The organism is Pseudogulbenkiania sp. NH8B (assembly GCF_000283535.1).
Classification (GTDB): domain Bacteria; phylum Pseudomonadota; class Gammaproteobacteria; order Burkholderiales; family Chromobacteriaceae; genus Pseudogulbenkiania; species Pseudogulbenkiania ferrooxidans.
This window is the reverse complement of sequence record NC_016002.1, coordinates 3,741,987-3,757,828: the sequence shown is the minus strand read 5'-3', so window position 1 is coordinate 3,757,828 and position 15,842 is coordinate 3,741,987. Positions and strand designations below refer to the sequence as shown.

The following is a 15,842-nucleotide window of genomic DNA, read 5'->3' as shown; positions in this document are numbered from 1 at the left end:
CACGGCCATCAATAATATCAATGAGCGTGGTATTCTACGCTTTCGCCGGGTCAAGATTCCATGCACATGAAACCGTTAAACCGAACCCTTCCCCTCCTCCTGGTGCTGCTGCTGTCCGCCTGCGCGGTGACTCGTCCGCCTGAACGCAGCGCGGCGCCGGCCACCCCCCAGGCGGAGGCGACGGACAACGCGCCCGACGACGACGGTGCCGACGCCGCCAAGGCCGAAGCCACCGCGGCCGACGCCAGGCTGCCCAAGGTCGAGCTCGACAGCCACATCCTGTTCGGCGTGCTGGCCGGCGAGATCGCCGCCCAGCGCGGCGCGGCGGGGGCGTCGGCGGTCACCTATCTCGACCTCGCGCGGCAGACCCGCGACCCGCGCCTGGCGCAGCGTGCCGCCGAGTTCGCGCTGTTTTCCGGCCAGCTCAAGGTCGCCTCCGAGGCGCTGACGCTGTGGGTCGAGCTCGACCCCGACTCCGACATCGCGCGCGAACAGCTGCTGATCACCCTGCTGCGCTCCGGCAAGCTGGCCGAAAGCCGGCCCCTGGTGGAAGAGCTGCTCAAGCGCGAGCCGGCACGCGCCGGCGCCGTCTTCGTGCAGCTGGCGCGGCTCACCGCGCTGCAGGGCGACAAGCAGGGGGCCTACCAGCTGATCCAGCAACTGGCGGAGCGTTACCCCGATCTGCCGGAAGCACGCTTTGCGGTGCTCGCAGTGGCGGCGGAGGTCGGCAACGAGAGCGTAGCCGAGCAGGAACTCGACCGCCTGGCGCGCATCGCCCCTAAATGGGATCTACCGGTGGCCTGGCAGACCGACCGGCTGCGCCGCAGCGACCTCAACGCCGCGATCGCTTTCCTGAAAAAAGAGCTGGACCGGCGCCCCGACGCCGGGCTGGAGCTGAAAATGGCGTATCCGCGCCTGCTGGTCGGCGCCAAGCGTTTCGACGAAGCGCGCCGCGCCTTCGAGGCACTGCTCCAGACCCAGCCCAAGAACGCCGAGTTGCTGTACGGTGCCGGCCTGCTGGCCTTGCAGCAGCGCGACCTGCCCGTGGCCAAGCGGCACCTGGAAGCGGCGCTGGCGGAAAAACACCCCGAAAGCGACTTCATCCGTTACACCCTCGGCCAGTTGGCCGAAGAGCAGGACGACGTCGCCGGCGCCCGGCGCTGGTACGAAGCGGTGGGGCAGGGCGCGCAATACCTGCCGGCGCAGGGGCGTCTGGCCGAGCTGGACGCCGCCGCCGGCAACCCCGACGCCGGCATCGCCCGACTGCAGAAGCTCGAGATCGGCGGCACGGGCCGCGTCCAGGTGGTGCTGGCGCAGTCGCAGATCGCCCGCGAGGCCAAGCGCTACGACTTGGCGCATGCCCTGTTGAGCCAGGCGTTGCAAGAAGCCCCGGGCACCCCGGAGCTGCTCTACGAACGGGCGCTGGTGGCCGATCTGATGGGCAACGTCGACGGCGCCGAGAGCGACCTGCGCGCCTATCTCAAGGAAAAGCCCGACGACCCGCAGGGACTCAACGCCCTCGGCTACACGCTGGCCAACCGCACCACGCGCTACCAGGAAGCCTTGGGCCTGATCCAGAAAGCCCTGCAGGCCGAGCCGGACAATCCGATGGTGCTCGACAGCATGGGCTGGGTGTTGTTCAAGCTGGGCCGTCTCGAGCCGGCGCGCGAGCACCTCGAGCGTGCCTTCGCGGTGTCGCCGGACGCCGAGATCGCGGCGCATTACGGCGAGGTGCTGTGGCAGCTCAACCGCCGCGACGAAGCGCGCGCGGTGTGGCAGAAGGCCACCGGTAGCGAATCCGGCCTGGAAATGCTGAAGAACACCGTGCACCGCCTGGAGCAGCCATGAGCCGTTGGCTGGCACTGGGCCTGTGCGGCCTGCTCTTGACCGGCTGCGCCACGCGCGACGTCGCGTTCCGGCCGCAAGCCGAGGCGACCCGGCCGCGCGATACCCCGTTTTCGATCTCCGGCCGGCTGTCGGTCAAGGCCGACGGCAAGGGGCAGGTCGCCAACTTCGACTGGAATCACGATGCCGTGCGCGACCAGCTGTCGATCAACAGCCCGATCGGCTCCACCGTGGCGCGCGTCGAGCGCGACGAGAGCGGCGTGACGCTGCAGGCCGACGGCAAGACCTACCAGGCGGCGGACGTGGAAAGCCTGACCCAAGAGGCGCTGGGCTGGCCCTTGCCGCTCTCCAATCTCGCCTGGTGGATTCGCGGCCAGGCGGCGCCGGACTGGCCGCAGAACGTCTCCGCCGACGGTGTGCTGCACCAGCAGGGCTGGTCCATCCGTTTCGTCAGCGACGCCGATCAGCCCGGCCCCTACCCGAAGCGGGTCGAAATGGAGCGCGACAAGCTGTCGATCCGCCTGGTTGTGCACGCCTGGCGTTGATGTCCTGACTTCATCCTGTTATTCCGTTTTTCGAGTCCTTCCGACATGACCGCCGTCTTCCATGCCTATCCGGCTCCGGCCAAACTCAATCTGATGCTCAAGGTGGTGGGGCGCCGCGCCGACGGCTACCACCTGCTGGAAACCGTGTTCCGCTTCATCGACTACAGCGACACCGTCGAGCTGGCCGTGCGCGACGACGGCGTGATCGAGCTGCTGAACCCGATCGACGGCGTGCCGGCCGAGCGCGACCTGACGGTGCGTGCGGCACGCCTGCTGCAACAGCACAGCGGCACCCCGCTCGGCGCCTCGATCCGCCTCACCAAGCGCATTCCGATGGGCGGTGGTCTGGGCGGCGGCAGTTCCGACGCCGCCACCGTGCTGCTGGCGCTCAACGCGCTGTGGCAGACCGCTGTGCCGCGCGAAACCCTGATGCAGCTGGGCCTGAAGCTGGGGGCCGATGTGCCGGTCTTCATCTTCGGCCGCAACGCCTTTGCCACCGGTATCGGCGAGGAACTGACCGAGCTGGAGCTGCCGGAAAAGTGGTACGTGGTGTTGCATCCGGGGGTGCATGTGCCGACTGCTGAAATTTTTTCGTCAGAACTGTTGACAAGGGATTCCGACATCAGCATAATGCGAATCCTCGAAACAACGCAGCAACGACGAAACGACTTGCAGCGGGTTGTAACGAGTAAGTATCCAGCGGTAAACGAAGCGTTAAGCGAGCTTGAGAAATACGGTTCGCCGCTGATGACAGGCTCCGGAAGTTGTGTTTTTCTGGAGTGCGATTCGGAAATCGAAGCCGATAAAGTTTATAAGACGCTGTCGCAGAAGTACAACGGATTTGTCGCAAAAGGCCTTTCGGTCCACCCGTTGTTCGACAGTATCTAGCCCAGTTACTGGGGAGTCGCCAAGTGGTAAGGCACCGGATTTTGATTCCGGCATTCGTAGGTTCGATCCCTACCTCCCCAGCCAAGAATCTCTACAATATAGAGAACGAGAAAAAAAGCGTGTAAGTTTCCCTTACACGCTTTTTCTTTATTCAGCTAAGGCATAACGAGTTATGGCGGCATACGACAGTTTGATGGTTTTCACCGGGACCGCTAACCCGGAACTCGCCCAGAACGTGGTCAAGCACCTGGACATCTCGCTCGGCCGCGCCGACGTGGGCAAGTTCAGCGATGGCGAGGTGGCAGTGGAGCTGCTCGAAAACGTGCGCGGTCGCGACGTGTTCATCCTGCAGTCCACCTGCAACCCGACCAACGACAACCTGATGGAAATCCTGACCATGGCCGACGCGCTCAAGCGCGCCTCCGCCGGTCGTATCACCGCCGCCATCCCGTACTTCGGCTACGCCCGCCAGGATCGCCGCCCGCGTTCCGCGCGCGTGCCGATCTCCGCCAAACTGGTCGCCAACATGCTGACTTCGGCCGGCATCGACCGCGTGCTGACCGTCGACCTGCACGCCGACCAGATTCAGGGCTTCTTCGACATCCCGGTGGATAACGTCTACGCCACCCCGGTGCTGCTGAAGGACGTCCGCTCGCAGCGCATCGAAGACCTGATCGTGGTGAGCCCGGACGTCGGCGGGGTGGTGCGTGCGCGCGCCATGGCCAAGGCGCTGAACACCGACCTCGCCATCATCGACAAGCGCCGTCCCAAGGCCAACGTGGCCGAAGTCATGAACATCATCGGCGACGTCCAGGGCCGTACCTGCCTGATCGTCGACGACATGATCGATACCGCCAATACCCTGTGCAAGGCCGCTTCCGCGCTGAAAGAGCGCGGCGCCCAGCGCGTGCTGGCCTACGCCACCCACGCCATCTTCTCGGGCCAGGCCATCGATCGCATTGCCAATTCCGACATCGACATGGTGGTGGTGACTGACACCATCCCGTTGTCGGCGCAAGCCAAGGCCTGCCCGAACATTCGCGTGGCCTCCATCGGCGGCCTGCTGGCCGAGACGCTGCGCCGCATCAACAACGAAGAGTCGGTGTCCTACCTCTTCAACGAGGACCTGGTTTCGACGGGCGCCTGCCTGCCGTAAACATCGCGGCAGCTGGTCGCGGCCGCTGCGGTGCCATTCACTTGAACTGGAGTTTTACTCATGTCTTACGAACTGATTGCTGCCAAGCGCGAACAGCTGGGTACGAGTGCGAGCCGCCGCCTGCGTCACGCTGGCAAACTGCCGGCCGTGGTATACGGCGCCAACACCGAAGCGGTTTCCGTGGTGTTGGAACACAACCCGGTTTACTACGCGCTGAAGGAAGAAGGCTTCCACACCGGCATCCTGAACCTGGTGATCGACGGCGAGAAGCAGGCCGTGCTGCTGCGTGACTACCAGATGCACCCGTACAAGCAACTGGTGCTGCACATGGACTTCCAGCGCGTCGACCTGAACGAAAAGATGCACGTCAAGGTACCGCTGCACTTCGTCGGCGCCGATGCTTCCGAAGCCGTCAAGCTGCAAGGCGCCAAGATCTCGCACGTGCTGACCGAAGTCGACGTGCGTGCTCTGCCGGCCCAACTGCCGTCCTTCATCGAAGTGGACCTGTCCGCCATCCAGGCTGGCCAGACCATTCACCTGTCCGACCTGAAGCTGCCGGAAGGCGTGGAAATCACCGCCCTGGTGCGCGGTGGCGACCAGGCTGTGGCCTCCGCCAGCGGTGCCGCTGCCGCCGAGTAATTCCGCGGTCGTGCACGATCAAGCTCGTTGCGTTGCCTGACGGCCTCGCAACGGGCTTTTTTATTGGAATGCAATCATGTCCGGGATTCGATTGATCGTCGGGCTGGGCAACCCCGGCCCGGAGTACGAGAAAACCCGTCATAATGCCGGTTTCTGGCTGGTCGACGAACTGGCCTGGCAGCACAAGGCGGCGCTGAGAGGCGAAGGCAAGTTCTTCGGCGAAGTGGCGCGCGCGCCGCAGCCGGGCGGCAGCGACCTGTGGCTGTTGAAGCCGATGACCTTCATGAACCTGTCCGGCCAGGCGGTGGCGGCGCTGGCGCGCTTCTACAAGATCGCCCCGGAGGAAATCCTGGTGGTGCACGACGAGCTCGACCTGCAGCCGGGAACCGCCCGCTTCAAGCAGGGCGGCGGGCACGGTGGCCACAACGGCCTGAAGGACATCATCGCCCGCCTCGGCACGCCGAACTTCTGGCGCCTGCGGCTGGGCATCGGCCACCCCGGCGAGCGCAGCGAGGTGGTCGGCTTCGTGCTGAAGAAGCCGCGCAGCGAAGAACAGGGCGCCATCGAGGACGCCATGGCGGCGGCGCTCCGGGTATTGCCGCAGGCCATTGCCGGCGACATGCCGGGCGCGATGAAAACCCTGCATACCGCCGCCAAGTAATTTTCCGGCCGCAAGCCTGCTTCGGCCAACCTTTGCAAAGATTTTCGAGAGGAACGCAGTCATGAGTCTCCAGTGCGGCATCGTCGGTCTGCCCAACGTCGGCAAGTCGACCCTCTTCAATGCGCTGACCAAGGCCGGCATCGAAGCGGCCAACTATCCGTTCTGCACCATCGAGCCCAACGTCGGCATCGTCGAGGTGCCGGACCCGCGTCTGGCCGAGCTGGCCAAGATCATCAACCCGCAGAAGATCCAGCCGGCCATCGTCGAGTTCGTCGACATCGCCGGCCTGGTGGCGGGCGCCTCCAAGGGCGAAGGGCTGGGCAACCAGTTTCTGGCCAACATCCGCGAGACCGACGCCATCGTCAACGTGGTGCGCTGCTTCGACGACGACAACGTGGTGCACGTCGCCGGCAAGGTCGACCCGATCTCCGACATCGAAACCATCGGCACCGAACTGGCGCTGGCCGATCTGACCACGGTGGAAAAGGCGATCCAGCGCGATGGCAAGAAGGCCAAGTCGGGCGACAAGGACGCGATCCGTCTGATCGCGGTGCTGGAGAAGGTGCGCGCGCACCTCGACCAAGGCTTGCCGGCGCGCTCGCTCGGCCTCGACGCCGAAGAGCAGGTGCTGTTGAAGCCGTTCTGCCTGCTGACCATCAAGCCGGCGATGTACGTCGCCAATGTGGCCGAGGACGGTTTCGACAACAACCCGCACCTCGACAAGCTCAAGGCGCTGGCCGACAAGGAGGGCGCTCCGGTGGTGGCGCTGTGCGCGGCGATCGAATCGGAAATCGTCGAGCTCGACGACGCCGACAAGGCCGAGTTCCTGGCCGAGATGGGGCTGGAAGAGCCTGGCCTGAACCGCCTGATCCGCGCCGCCTACAAGCTGCTCGGCCTGCAGACCTACTTCACCGCCGGGGTGAAGGAAGTGCGCGCCTGGACCATCCACGTCGGCGACACCGCGCCGCAAGCGGCTGGGGTGATCCACACCGACTTCGAACGCGGCTTCATCCGCGCCCAGACCATCTCCTACGACGACTTCATCGCCTGCGGCGGCGAAGCCAAGGCCAAGGAAGCCGGCAAGATGCGCTCCGAAGGCAAGGAGTACGTGGTGAAGGACGGCGACGTGATGAACTTCCTGTTCAACGTCTGAGGCGGCCGCCCGCCTGCGCCGAAGACCGTCATCCCCTCGGGTGACGGTTTTTTTCTTGGCGCGGGCTAGGCAATGCCGTTGGGGATTGTTATAGTTCCATGTGTTATGTTGTTTCTTTAATTTGAAACTAAAGGTTATATTAAAATGAAGAAACTGATCGCTCTGCTGGCCCTGATCGGCGCCACCTCGCACGCCTTCGCCGCCGACCTGCTCGACACCGTACAACAGCGCGGCACGCTCAAGATCGCGCTGGAAGGCACCTACCCGCCGTTCAACTTCAAGGACAAGGACCAGAAGCTGGCCGGCTTCGAGGTCGACCTCGGCACCGCGCTAGCGCAGAAGCTCAAGGTGAAGCCGGAATTCACCACCGGCGAGTGGAGCGGCCTCCTGGCCGGTCTGCAGGGCGGCAAGTTCGACGTGGTGATGAACCAGGTGTCGATCACCGACAAGCGCAAGGAAGTGTTCGACTTCTCGCAGCCGTACACCATCTCCAGCGCCCAGTTGATCGTGCGCAAGAACGAAACCCGCAGCTTCAAGAGCCTGGATGATCTGAAGGGCAAGAAGATGGGCGTGACCCAGGGCAGCAACTACGCCGACATGGTCAAGGCGCAGGGCGGCATCGAGTCCAAGTTCTACCCGTCGGCGGCGGAAATCTTCCAGGATCTGGCCTCCGGCCGCATCGACGCCGCGATCAACGACAGCCTGCTGATCCCGTTCGCCATCAAGGAAGCCAAGCTGCCGCTGAAGGCCGGTGCCGCGGTGGGCACGACCACGCAGATGGGCATCCCGTTCGCCAAGGGCAACCCGAAATTCAAGGCCGCCATCGACGGCGCGCTGACCTCCTTGCACAAGGACGGCACCTTCAAGAAAATCTCGGTGAAGTGGTTCGGGATCGACGTGTCGAAGGCCCCGGGCGGGCGCTGAGGCGCGGCGTGACGCCGGGCTGAGGCCGCGGCCGTCTGCCGGACGGTCGAACTGGACGCCCCCGCGGCTTGCGGGGGCGTCGCTGTTTTTGAGGATGAGCGATGGAATGGCTTGAACTGGCGCGGCAGGCGCTGCCGGTACTGATCAAGGGGACGGGGTACACCGTGTTTTTTGCGCTCAGCACCATGGTGCTGGGCCTGCTGCTGGGCTTTGTCGTGGCGCTGGTGCGCATCGCCCGCGTACCGCTGTTGGCGCCGCTGCTGGCGCTCTACGTCAGCGTGATGCGCGGCACGCCGCTGCTGGTGCAGATCTTCGTGATCTATTACGGTCTGCCGTCGGTCGGCATCGAGTTCGAGCCGGTCACTGCCGGGGTGCTGTCGCTGACGCTGAACGTGGCAGCCTACCTGTCGGAAAGCCTGCGCGGCGCGATTGCCGGGGTCGAGCGCGGGCAGTGGGACGCGGCTCAGTCGCTGGGGCTGAACTGGTGGCAGGCCATGCGTTTCGTGGTGGCCCCTCAGGCGCTGCGGCTGGCGGTGCCCAGCCTGGCCAACAGCCTGATCTCGCTGATCAAGGACACCTCGCTGGTCTCGGTGATCACCGTGTCCGAGCTGATGATGGCAACCAAGGACGTGATCGCACAGACCTTCCAGCCCTTGCCGCTGTACCTGATGGCGGCGGCCATCTACTGGGCGTTGAGTGCGCTGTTCGAACAGGTGCAGAAGCGCCTGGAGCTGCGCCTGGCGCATGCCTACCGCCGTTGACGGCGGGCGGCCGATCTGACAATACCGACGCCGGGACTTTCCCGCCGTCGCCGGCGAAGCGCGCCGGCGTACGGTGGTAAGCTCACGGCCATCTCTGAATCACGGGACGCGATACGCGCAGGCTCTCCATGAAATTCGCCACCAAGACCATCCACAGCGGCTACGACCACCACCAGCACAACCGCGCGCTGATGCCGCCGGTGTACCAGACCTCGGCCTTCGCCCACGACCACGTCGGCGAGGCGCTGGAGTTCGGCTACGCGCGCACCGGCACGCCGACGCGCGCGGCGCTGGAAGCCTGCTTTGCGGCGTTGGAAAACGCCACGCACGGCTTCGCCTTCGGCAGCGGCATGGCCGCCATCGACGCCGTGCTGCGCGCCACCTTGCAGCCGGGCGACGAGGTGCTGGCGGTGGCCGACCTGTACGGCGGCGCCTACCGCCTGCTCACCAAGGTGATGGCGCCGGCCGGCATCACGGTGCGTTTTGCCGACCTCACCGACCCGGCCAGCCTGGCCGACGCGCTCACCCCGGCCACCAAGCTGCTGTGGCTGGAGTCGCCGACCAACCCGCTGCTGAACCTGGTCGACATCGCCGCGCTGGCGGCCATCGCCCACCGGCACGGCGTCAAGGTGGCGGTCGACAACACCTTCGCCACGCCCTATCTGCAGAACCCGCTCGACCTGGGCGCCGACCTCGTGATGCACTCCGCCACCAAGTATCTGGGCGGCCACTCCGATGTGCTGCTCGGGCTGGTGGCGGTGAAAGACGCCGAACTGGCCAAGTCGATCAAATTCATCCAGAACGCCACCGGCGGCGTGCCAGGTCCGCAGGACTGCTTCCTGACGCTGCGCGGCATCAAGACGCTGCACCTGCGCATGGAGCGCCACTGCGACAACGCCGAGCGCGTGGCCGCCTTCCTGGCCTCGCACCCGGCCATCGAGAAAGTGTTCTACCCCGGCCTCGCCGATCACCCGCAACACGAGCTGGCGCGGCGCCAGATGCGGCGTTTCGGCGGCGTCGTCACGGTCTACCTCAAGGACGACAGCCGTGCCGCCGCCAGCCGCGTGGCCGAGCGCCTGCAGTACTTCCTGCTGGCCGAATCACTGGGCGGGGTGGAGTCGCTGGTCAATCACTCCTACACCATGTCGCATGGCGGCATGCCGCCGGAACAGAAGGCCGCCTTGGGCATCCGCGAGGGTCAGCTGCGTTTCTCGGTCGGCATCGAGGACATCGACGACCTGCTGGCCGACCTGACCCAGGCGCTGGCCTGACGCGGATGAGCCGATCCGCACGGCACCGCACTCCGGTCCGGGTGATGCCGGCCAGGGAACGGACGCGCGGTGCGAGTCGGCCCGGCTGCGCCCGTGACGGGCTCTTCGGCCAACCTGCGCGCGAGCGGAGTGGGCGATGAACCGTCCCCTCCATCTACTGTTCGACTGGGGCGATACGCTGATGGCCGACCTGCCGGGGCAGGCGGGCAGCATGTGGCGCTGGCCCGAGGTGCGCGCCATGCCCGGTGCGTACGACACGTTGGCGGTGCTGGCGACCCGCTTGTCGTGCCATGTCGCTACCAACGCGGCCGAGTCGAGCGCCGACGACGTGCGCCTCGCGCTGGCGCGGGTCGGTCTGAACGACCTGATCGGGCGGGTGTTCTGCCGCCGCGAGCTGGGCCTGGCCAAATCCGACCCGGCGTTCTATCGCCGCATCGCGGCCGAGCTGGGGGTGGCGCCGCCGCAGCTGTGGATGATCGGCGACTCGCTCGCCAACGACGTGCAGTCGGCCCGGGCCGCCGGTCTCACCGCCATCTGGCTCAATGCCGCGGGTGCTGCGCCACTGCCCGGCGTACAGGCGATCGCGGCGCTGCCGCAACTGCTCGAGCTGCTGGCCGACTGAGTCTTGCGCGTCCCTTCGGCCAACCTCGCTGGCATAAAGTAGGGGCTTGCGGTAATATCCGAGTAAAATAGTCGGAAATTACGGAGAACCGCCATGCCAGCTCTCGCCGCGAAGTACACCGCCGAGCGTATCCTGTGGAAACATCACTGGACCGACCGCTTGATCAGCTTCCGCCTCAGTCGCGATCCCGCCTTCCGCTTCACCCCCGGACAGTTTGCCCGGCTCGGCCTGCAGATCTCCGAGACCGGTTTCGTCTGGCGCGCCTATTCCATCGTTTCGGCGAGCTGGGACGACTACCTCGAGTTCTATTCCATCGTGGTGCCTGAAGGGGAATTCACGCCGCGCCTGGCGCGTCTCGAGGTCGGCGACCAGATCCTGGTCGACAAGACCCCGAACGGCTTTTTCACCACCGACCGCTTCCCCGACGGCGAAGACCTGTGGCTGCTCGCCACCGGCACCGCGCTCGGGCCCTATCTGTCCATCCTGCACGAGACCGCGGTATGGCAGCGCTTCCGTCACATCGTGCTGGTGCACAGCGTGCGCGAGGCGGCGGAGCTGAGCTACCAGGCTGAGATCGCGGCGCTGCGGCAGCACCCGCTGTGGGCCGAGCACGGCCACAAGCTGCACTACCTGCCGGTGGTGACGCGCGAAACGCTCCCCGGCACCCTGTCGCAACGCATCCCGGCTATGCTGGCCGACGGCACCCTGGAGCGCGCCGCCGGTGTGATGCTGTCACCGGAGCGCTCGCGCCTCATGATCTGCGGCAGCCCGCAGATGGTCGAAGACACCCATCGCCAGCTCAAGGGCATGGGCTATGCCTTGAGCCGACTGTCGGCCCCGGCCCAGCTGGCGCTGGAGAATGGCTGGTAAGCGCCTGGCGGTTCGCCAGCGTTCCGGCCAGACGCCGGGGGCGCCCCCGTCCCGGCCCGTATAAAACAAAACGGCCTCCCGCAGGGGAGGCCGTTGGTTTTCCGTGAGTGCGGCGGCTTACTGCTTCACGCAATCCACGCAATACACCTTCTTGCCGTTCTTTTCCATCGCCACCAGGCCGTGCACGTCGGTTTCGAAACCCGGCAGTTCGCCGTTGAACTCCTGGGCGAAGCGCAGGTAGTCGACGATGGTGCGGTTGAAGCGCTCGCCCGGGATCAGCAGCGGGATGCCCGGCGGGTACGGCGTCAGCAGCACCGAGGTGACGCGGCCTTCCAGTTCCTCTACCGGCACGCGCTCGATCTCGCGGTGCGCCATCTTGGCGAAGGCGTCGGCCGGACGCATCGCCGGCTCCATCTCGGACAGGTAAATCTCGGTGGTCAGGCGCGCGATGTCGTGCTTGCTGTACAGCTGGTGAATGCGCTGGCACAGCTCGCGCAGGCCGACGCGCTCGTACTGCGGGTACTTGGCGACGAACTCCGGCATGATGCGCCACATCGGCTGGTTCTTGTCGAAATCGTCCTTGAACTGCTGCAGCAGCGAGATCAGCGTGTTCCAGCGGCCCTTGGTGATGCCGATGGTGAACATGATGAAGAAGCTGTACAGGCCGGTCTTCTCCACCACCACGCCGTGCTCGGTCAGGTACTTGGTGACGATGGCGGCCGGGATGCCCATCTCTTCGAAGCTGCCGTCCACGTCCAGGCCCGGGGTGAGTATGGTGGCCTTGATCGGGTCGAGCAGGTTGAAGCCTTCCTCGATGCCGGCAAAGCCGTGCCAGCGCTCGTCCGGCTCCAGTTCCCAGTCGGCCGGGTCGCAGATGCCGTCGTCGGACAGTTCGTTCGGGCCCCACACCTTGAACCACCAGTCGTGGCCGTACTCCTCGTCCACCTTGCGCATGGCGCGGCGGAAGTCCAGCGCCTCCACCAGCGATTCCTCCACCAGTGCCTGGCCGCCCGGCTGCTCCATCATCGCCGCCGCCACGTCGCAGCTGGCGATGATCGCGTACTGCGGGCTGGTCGAGGTGTGCATCAGGTAGGCTTCGTTGAACCAGGCGGTGTCGAGCTGACGGTTCTGCGGGTCCTGCACCAGGATCTGCGAGGCCTGCGAGATGCCGGCCAACAGCTTGTGGGTGGACTGGGTGGAGAAGATCATCGAGTCCTTGCAGCGCGGACGGCCCTCGCCGATGGCGTGGAAGTCGCCGTAGAAGTCGTGGAAGCTCGCGTGCGGCAGCCAGGCTTCATCGAAGTGCAGGGTGTCGACTTCGCCGTCCAGCATGCTCTTGATCTCCTCGACGTTGTACAGGATGCCGTCGTAGGTGGACTGGGTGATGGTCAGGATGCGCGGCTTGGCGCCCGGGTTCTTTTCCAGCGCCTCGCGCGCGAACGGGTTGGCCAGGATCTTTTTCTTGATATTGTCGAGCTGGAATTCGGACTTCGGAATCGGGCCGATGATGCCGTAATGGTTGCGCGTCGGCATCAGGAACACCGGGATCGCCCCGGTCATCATGATGGCGTGCAGGTTCGACTTGTGGCAGTTGCGGTCCACCAGCACGATGTCGCCGGCGGCGACGGTGGAGTGCCAGACGATCTTGTTCGAGGTCGAGGTGCCGTTGGTGACGAAGAACAGGTGGTCGGCGCTGAAGATGCGCGCGGCGTTGCGCTCGGACGCCGCCACCGGGCCGGTGTGGTCCAGCAGCTGGCCCAGCTCGTCCACCGCGTTGCACACGTCGGCACGCAGCATGTTCTCGCCGAAGAACTGGTGGAACATCTGGCCCACCGGGCTCTTCAGGAACGCCACGCCGCCGGAGTGGCCCGGGCAGTGCCAGGAATAGGAACCGTCGTGGGCGTAATGCACCAGGGCGCGGAAGAACGGCGGCGCCAGCGTGTCCAGGTACGATTTGGCTTCGCGGATGATGTGGCGCGCCACGAACTCCGGGGTGTCCTCGTGCATGTGGATGAAACCATGCAGCTCGCGCAGGATGTCGTTGGGGATGTGGCGCGCCGTGCGCGTCTCGCCGTACAGGTAGAGCGGGATATCCGGGTTGCGGCGGCGAATCTCGGCCACGAAGTTGCGCAGATTGGCCAGCGCATCCAGCGCCTCTTCCGGCGTGCCGGAGCCAAACTCCTCGTCGTCGATCGACAGGATGAAGCCGGCGGCGCGGCTCTGCTGCTGGGCAAACGACGTCAGATCGCCGTAGCTGGTATAACCCACGACTTCCATGCCTTCCTTCTCCATCGCAGCGGCCAGCTCGCGGATGCCGGAGCCGCTGGTGTTTTCGGAACGGAAGTCTTCGTCGATGATGACGATGGGGAAATGGAAACGCATGCCTGTGTCCTCATACACGGCGTACCGGAACGTCACCGGCACGCTGGGATAAAGGGCGCTTAGCACCGCGGTACGCATGGGATTGGTAGGGGGGTGTTCACCGTCGTTTTGTCACTGCGGACGCACGACGCTAAACCCGTCCTTTGGCAATCGTTTCGCCAGCCGGCTTAGGTCAACCCGAAAGAAAAGCGCGTAGTGTAGCGGATAATCGTGAACAATGTTGCACTACGGAAAGCGTGTTTTTACGCGCCTCGCCGCCACGCCGGATCACGCTGGCCAAGGCCCTCCGCACCGGGCTGGCAGGGGGGGCGGAATCGACCGTTTAACGGGCCTTTCAGCCCTCCGGGGGCGGTTTATCCTCAGACTCCGGATGAGGCTCCAAGGTGCCCGGCGGTTGTCGCTTTTTTTTCCACCGCGCCCGGTACAGCCCCAACGCTTTCAGCACCACCGCCCCGCCCGAGAGCAACAGCAAGAGCGCCAGCGGCCCGGCGATCAGGTAGGGGAACAAGGCGCTGACCAGGGCCAGCAGCAGCAGCGCGGCGCCGATGGTCAGGAAGGAGCTGGCTTCGCTGGCTTCCACGGTGCGCGTACCGCGTACTGCCGCCCCCAGCGCATCGCCGATGCGCGCCGCCTGGCGCGCGGCCGCCGAGGCACCTAACGCCGCAGCGCCCGGCTTGGGCAACAGCAGGCTCTGGTAGTCGCGCTGGCGCGGCCGGCTCAGTACCGGGCGGTGGCGGTGCGCCGAGAGCCGCACCTCGGTGGCGTGCTCCAGGTCGTCGAGAAACTTGTCGGCGAGCTTGCCGGCGATCTCCTCGTCCTCCACGGCCACGTCGATTTCGCGGTTGGCAAGCCAGCTCGACAGGTTCAGGTTGGACGAGCCCAGGCGCGCCCAGCGCCCGTCCGCCACCGCGGTCTTGGCGTGGATCATCGGTCCGTCCCACTCGAACACCCGCACCCCGGCTTCCAGCAGCGGCCGGTACAAGGTACGCGAGACCGTGGCGATCCAGCCGATGTCGCTCGAGCGCGGCACCAGCAGGCGCACGTCGACCCCATCCTTCGCCGCGTTCTGCAATGCCGTCAGGTAGGTGCTGGTGCCCATGAAATAGGCATCGGTCAGCCACAGCGAGCGGCGCGCGAAGCTGGCGATCAAGAGGTCCAGCCGCATCAGGTTGGCGGTGGCCGGGGTGGTGGCGATCAGCCGCGCCGCCACGCTGCCGCCGCTCATGCTGTGGCTCGCCTGGCGCAGCGATTCGTCCAGCGCGTCGCCGCAACTGGCCCAACTGTCGGCGAAGGCGTCGATAGCATCCTGTAGCACCGGGCCGTTGAGCCGTGCACCAGTATCGCGCCACGGCTCCCCCCCCTTGGCCGGTTTGCCCTCCCAGCGCGAGCTGATGCCCAGCCCGGAGATGAACGCCTCCGCCCCGTCGACGATGATCAGTTTGCGATGGTTGCGTCCCAGCGGGCTGCTGCCGCCCGACAGGCTCGGCCGGTTGTAGGTACGCACCTCGGCACCGGCGGCCTGTAGGGGCTTGAAGAAGCCTCGCAAGTGCGCCTTCCAGCTGCCCAACCAGTCCACCAGCAAGCGCACCTGTACCCCCTTGGTAGCTTGCTCGATCAGGATTTCCCGGATACGTTGGCCGAAGCTGTCGTCGGCGAAGATATAGATTTCGATCAGGATCGAATCGCAGGCTCCCGACAGCGCCGCCTCCCAGGCCGGGAAGTTCTCGCGGCTGTCGAAAAGCAGGTCAATGGTGTTGCCATTGATCAGCGGTGCGCCCGCCGATCGGGCGAATGCCTGGTCGGCCAGCTGCCGGACGAAATCCAGGGCGGCGGGGGAGGGTTTAGAGCTGGGCATGGCCAGATTGTATATTGTCAGACATGGCGTGAACCAAGGTGATGCACGTGCACCACGCATGGCACCAAAATGGTGCTTTTTGTGTCGTTTATATGAAAATCCGTGTCACAAAGATGAAAAATAATTCTTTGAAAAAATCCGGATTTCCCAATTTTTTTGTCAAAAAAAACCGCGTAATGCTTTGATTTAAAAGCAATTATGCGCCGCACAAAAAGCGGTTGCAGGAGGGCGCGCCTTGACCTTAGAATCAAAGACATTCGCTTCACATTA

The 15,842-nt window shown here is 65.2% G+C and carries 14 protein-coding genes and 1 tRNA gene; 13 read left to right on the top strand and 2 right to left on the bottom strand.

Annotated features, from left to right (window positions below; all coding sequences use genetic code 11):
* The first annotated feature begins 66 nt into the window (after positions 1–66).
* From NH8B_RS17370 to NH8B_RS17310, 13 genes are all read left to right on the top strand, one after another.
* Positions 67–1,848, top strand: coding sequence for a tetratricopeptide repeat protein (locus NH8B_RS17370; protein ID WP_232503495.1), 1,782 nt, complete (start codon positions 67–69; stop codon positions 1,846–1,848).
* On the top strand, positions 1,845–2,390 hold the full coding sequence (gene lolB, locus NH8B_RS17365; RefSeq protein WP_014088409.1) for a lipoprotein insertase outer membrane protein LolB: 546 nt from the start codon (positions 1,845–1,847) through the stop codon (positions 2,388–2,390). Before NH8B_RS17370 ends, lolB begins: the two co-directional genes overlap by 4 nt.
* 45 nt (positions 2,391–2,435) lie before the next feature.
* Complete coding sequence (gene ispE, locus NH8B_RS17360; RefSeq protein WP_014088408.1) at positions 2,436–3,278, top strand: 4-(cytidine 5'-diphospho)-2-C-methyl-D-erythritol kinase; 843 nt, start codon at positions 2,436–2,438, stop codon at positions 3,276–3,278.
* A gap of 9 nt (positions 3,279–3,287) precedes the next feature.
* Positions 3,288–3,362 (top strand) — tRNA-Gln (locus tag NH8B_RS17355).
* An 88-nt stretch (positions 3,363–3,450) separates the two neighbouring features.
* Positions 3,451–4,434, top strand: coding sequence for a ribose-phosphate pyrophosphokinase (locus NH8B_RS17350; RefSeq protein ID WP_008952423.1), 984 nt, complete (start codon positions 3,451–3,453; stop codon positions 4,432–4,434).
* A 60-nt stretch (positions 4,435–4,494) separates the two neighbouring features.
* A complete protein-coding gene (locus NH8B_RS17345; protein WP_014088407.1) occupies positions 4,495–5,073 on the top strand; it encodes a 50S ribosomal protein L25/general stress protein Ctc in 579 nt (192 codons plus the stop codon).
* 76 nt (positions 5,074–5,149) lie between these two features.
* Positions 5,150–5,734 carry an aminoacyl-tRNA hydrolase gene (gene pth / locus NH8B_RS17340; protein WP_008952425.1) on the top strand — a complete coding sequence of 195 codons (585 nt, stop codon included), beginning with the start codon at positions 5,150–5,152 and terminating at the stop codon, positions 5,732–5,734.
* Positions 5,735–5,795: 61 nt separating this feature from the next.
* Positions 5,796–6,887 carry a redox-regulated ATPase YchF gene (ychF, locus tag NH8B_RS17335; protein WP_014088406.1) on the top strand — a complete coding sequence of 364 codons (1,092 nt, stop codon included), beginning with the start codon at positions 5,796–5,798 and terminating at the stop codon, positions 6,885–6,887.
* Between the two features lie 144 nt (positions 6,888–7,031).
* Positions 7,032–7,811 carry a transporter substrate-binding domain-containing protein gene (locus NH8B_RS17330; protein WP_014088405.1) on the top strand — a complete coding sequence of 260 codons (780 nt, stop codon included), beginning with the start codon at positions 7,032–7,034 and terminating at the stop codon, positions 7,809–7,811.
* A 101-nt stretch (positions 7,812–7,912) separates the two neighbouring features.
* Positions 7,913–8,572 carry an amino acid ABC transporter permease gene (locus tag NH8B_RS17325; protein ID WP_014088404.1) on the top strand — a complete coding sequence of 220 codons (660 nt, stop codon included), beginning with the start codon at positions 7,913–7,915 and terminating at the stop codon, positions 8,570–8,572.
* Positions 8,573–8,700: 128 nt separating this feature from the next.
* Positions 8,701–9,843 (top strand): trans-sulfuration enzyme family protein, encoded by a 1,143-nt coding sequence (locus NH8B_RS17320; RefSeq protein WP_014088403.1) that lies wholly within the window; start codon positions 8,701–8,703, stop codon positions 9,841–9,843.
* Positions 9,844–9,979: 136 nt separating this feature from the next.
* Positions 9,980–10,465 carry an HAD family hydrolase gene (locus NH8B_RS17315; RefSeq protein WP_014088402.1) on the top strand — a complete coding sequence of 162 codons (486 nt, stop codon included), beginning with the start codon at positions 9,980–9,982 and terminating at the stop codon, positions 10,463–10,465.
* A gap of 93 nt (positions 10,466–10,558) precedes the next feature.
* The gene (locus tag NH8B_RS17310; protein ID WP_014088401.1) at positions 10,559–11,335 is read left to right on the top strand and encodes a ferredoxin--NADP reductase; all 777 of its coding nucleotides are present in this window, start codon (positions 10,559–10,561) and stop codon (positions 11,333–11,335) included.
* Between the two features lie 117 nt (positions 11,336–11,452).
* On the opposite strand, the gene NH8B_RS17305 is transcribed toward NH8B_RS17310, so the two are convergent.
* Positions 11,453–13,717 carry an arginine/lysine/ornithine decarboxylase gene (locus tag NH8B_RS17305; protein ID WP_014088400.1) on the bottom strand — a complete coding sequence of 755 codons (2,265 nt, stop codon included), beginning with the start codon at positions 13,715–13,717 and terminating at the stop codon, positions 11,453–11,455.
* A gap of 334 nt (positions 13,718–14,051) precedes the next feature.
* Positions 14,052–15,572, bottom strand: coding sequence for a phospholipase D-like domain-containing protein (locus NH8B_RS17300; RefSeq protein WP_014088399.1), 1,521 nt, complete (start codon positions 15,570–15,572; stop codon positions 14,052–14,054).
* Between the last annotated feature and the right edge of the window lie 270 nt (positions 15,573–15,842).

Bases quoted from the DNA above. Each gene is read 5' to 3' on its own strand.
- NH8B_RS17370 (WP_232503495.1), top strand. From the start codon at position 67: ATGAAACCGTTAAACCGAACCCTTCCCCTCCTCCTGGTGCTGCTGCTG.
- lolB (WP_014088409.1), top strand. From the start codon at position 1,845: ATGAGCCGTTGGCTGGCACTGGGCCTGTGCGGCCTGCTCTTGACCGGC.
- ispE (WP_014088408.1), top strand. From the start codon at position 2,436: ATGACCGCCGTCTTCCATGCCTATCCGGCTCCGGCCAAACTCAATCTG.
- NH8B_RS17350 (WP_008952423.1), top strand. From the start codon at position 3,451: ATGGCGGCATACGACAGTTTGATGGTTTTCACCGGGACCGCTAACCCG.
- NH8B_RS17345 (WP_014088407.1), top strand. From the start codon at position 4,495: ATGTCTTACGAACTGATTGCTGCCAAGCGCGAACAGCTGGGTACGAGT.
- pth (WP_008952425.1), top strand. From the start codon at position 5,150: ATGTCCGGGATTCGATTGATCGTCGGGCTGGGCAACCCCGGCCCGGAG.
- ychF (WP_014088406.1), top strand. From the start codon at position 5,796: ATGAGTCTCCAGTGCGGCATCGTCGGTCTGCCCAACGTCGGCAAGTCG.
- NH8B_RS17330 (WP_014088405.1), top strand. From the start codon at position 7,032: ATGAAGAAACTGATCGCTCTGCTGGCCCTGATCGGCGCCACCTCGCAC.
- NH8B_RS17325 (WP_014088404.1), top strand. From the start codon at position 7,913: ATGGAATGGCTTGAACTGGCGCGGCAGGCGCTGCCGGTACTGATCAAG.
- NH8B_RS17320 (WP_014088403.1), top strand. From the start codon at position 8,701: ATGAAATTCGCCACCAAGACCATCCACAGCGGCTACGACCACCACCAG.
- NH8B_RS17315 (WP_014088402.1), top strand. From the start codon at position 9,980: ATGAACCGTCCCCTCCATCTACTGTTCGACTGGGGCGATACGCTGATG.
- NH8B_RS17310 (WP_014088401.1), top strand. From the start codon at position 10,559: ATGCCAGCTCTCGCCGCGAAGTACACCGCCGAGCGTATCCTGTGGAAA.
- NH8B_RS17305 (WP_014088400.1), bottom strand. From the start codon at position 13,717: ATGCGTTTCCATTTCCCCATCGTCATCATCGACGAAGACTTCCGTTCC.
- NH8B_RS17300 (WP_014088399.1), bottom strand. From the start codon at position 15,572: ATGCCCAGCTCTAAACCCTCCCCCGCCGCCCTGGATTTCGTCCGGCAG.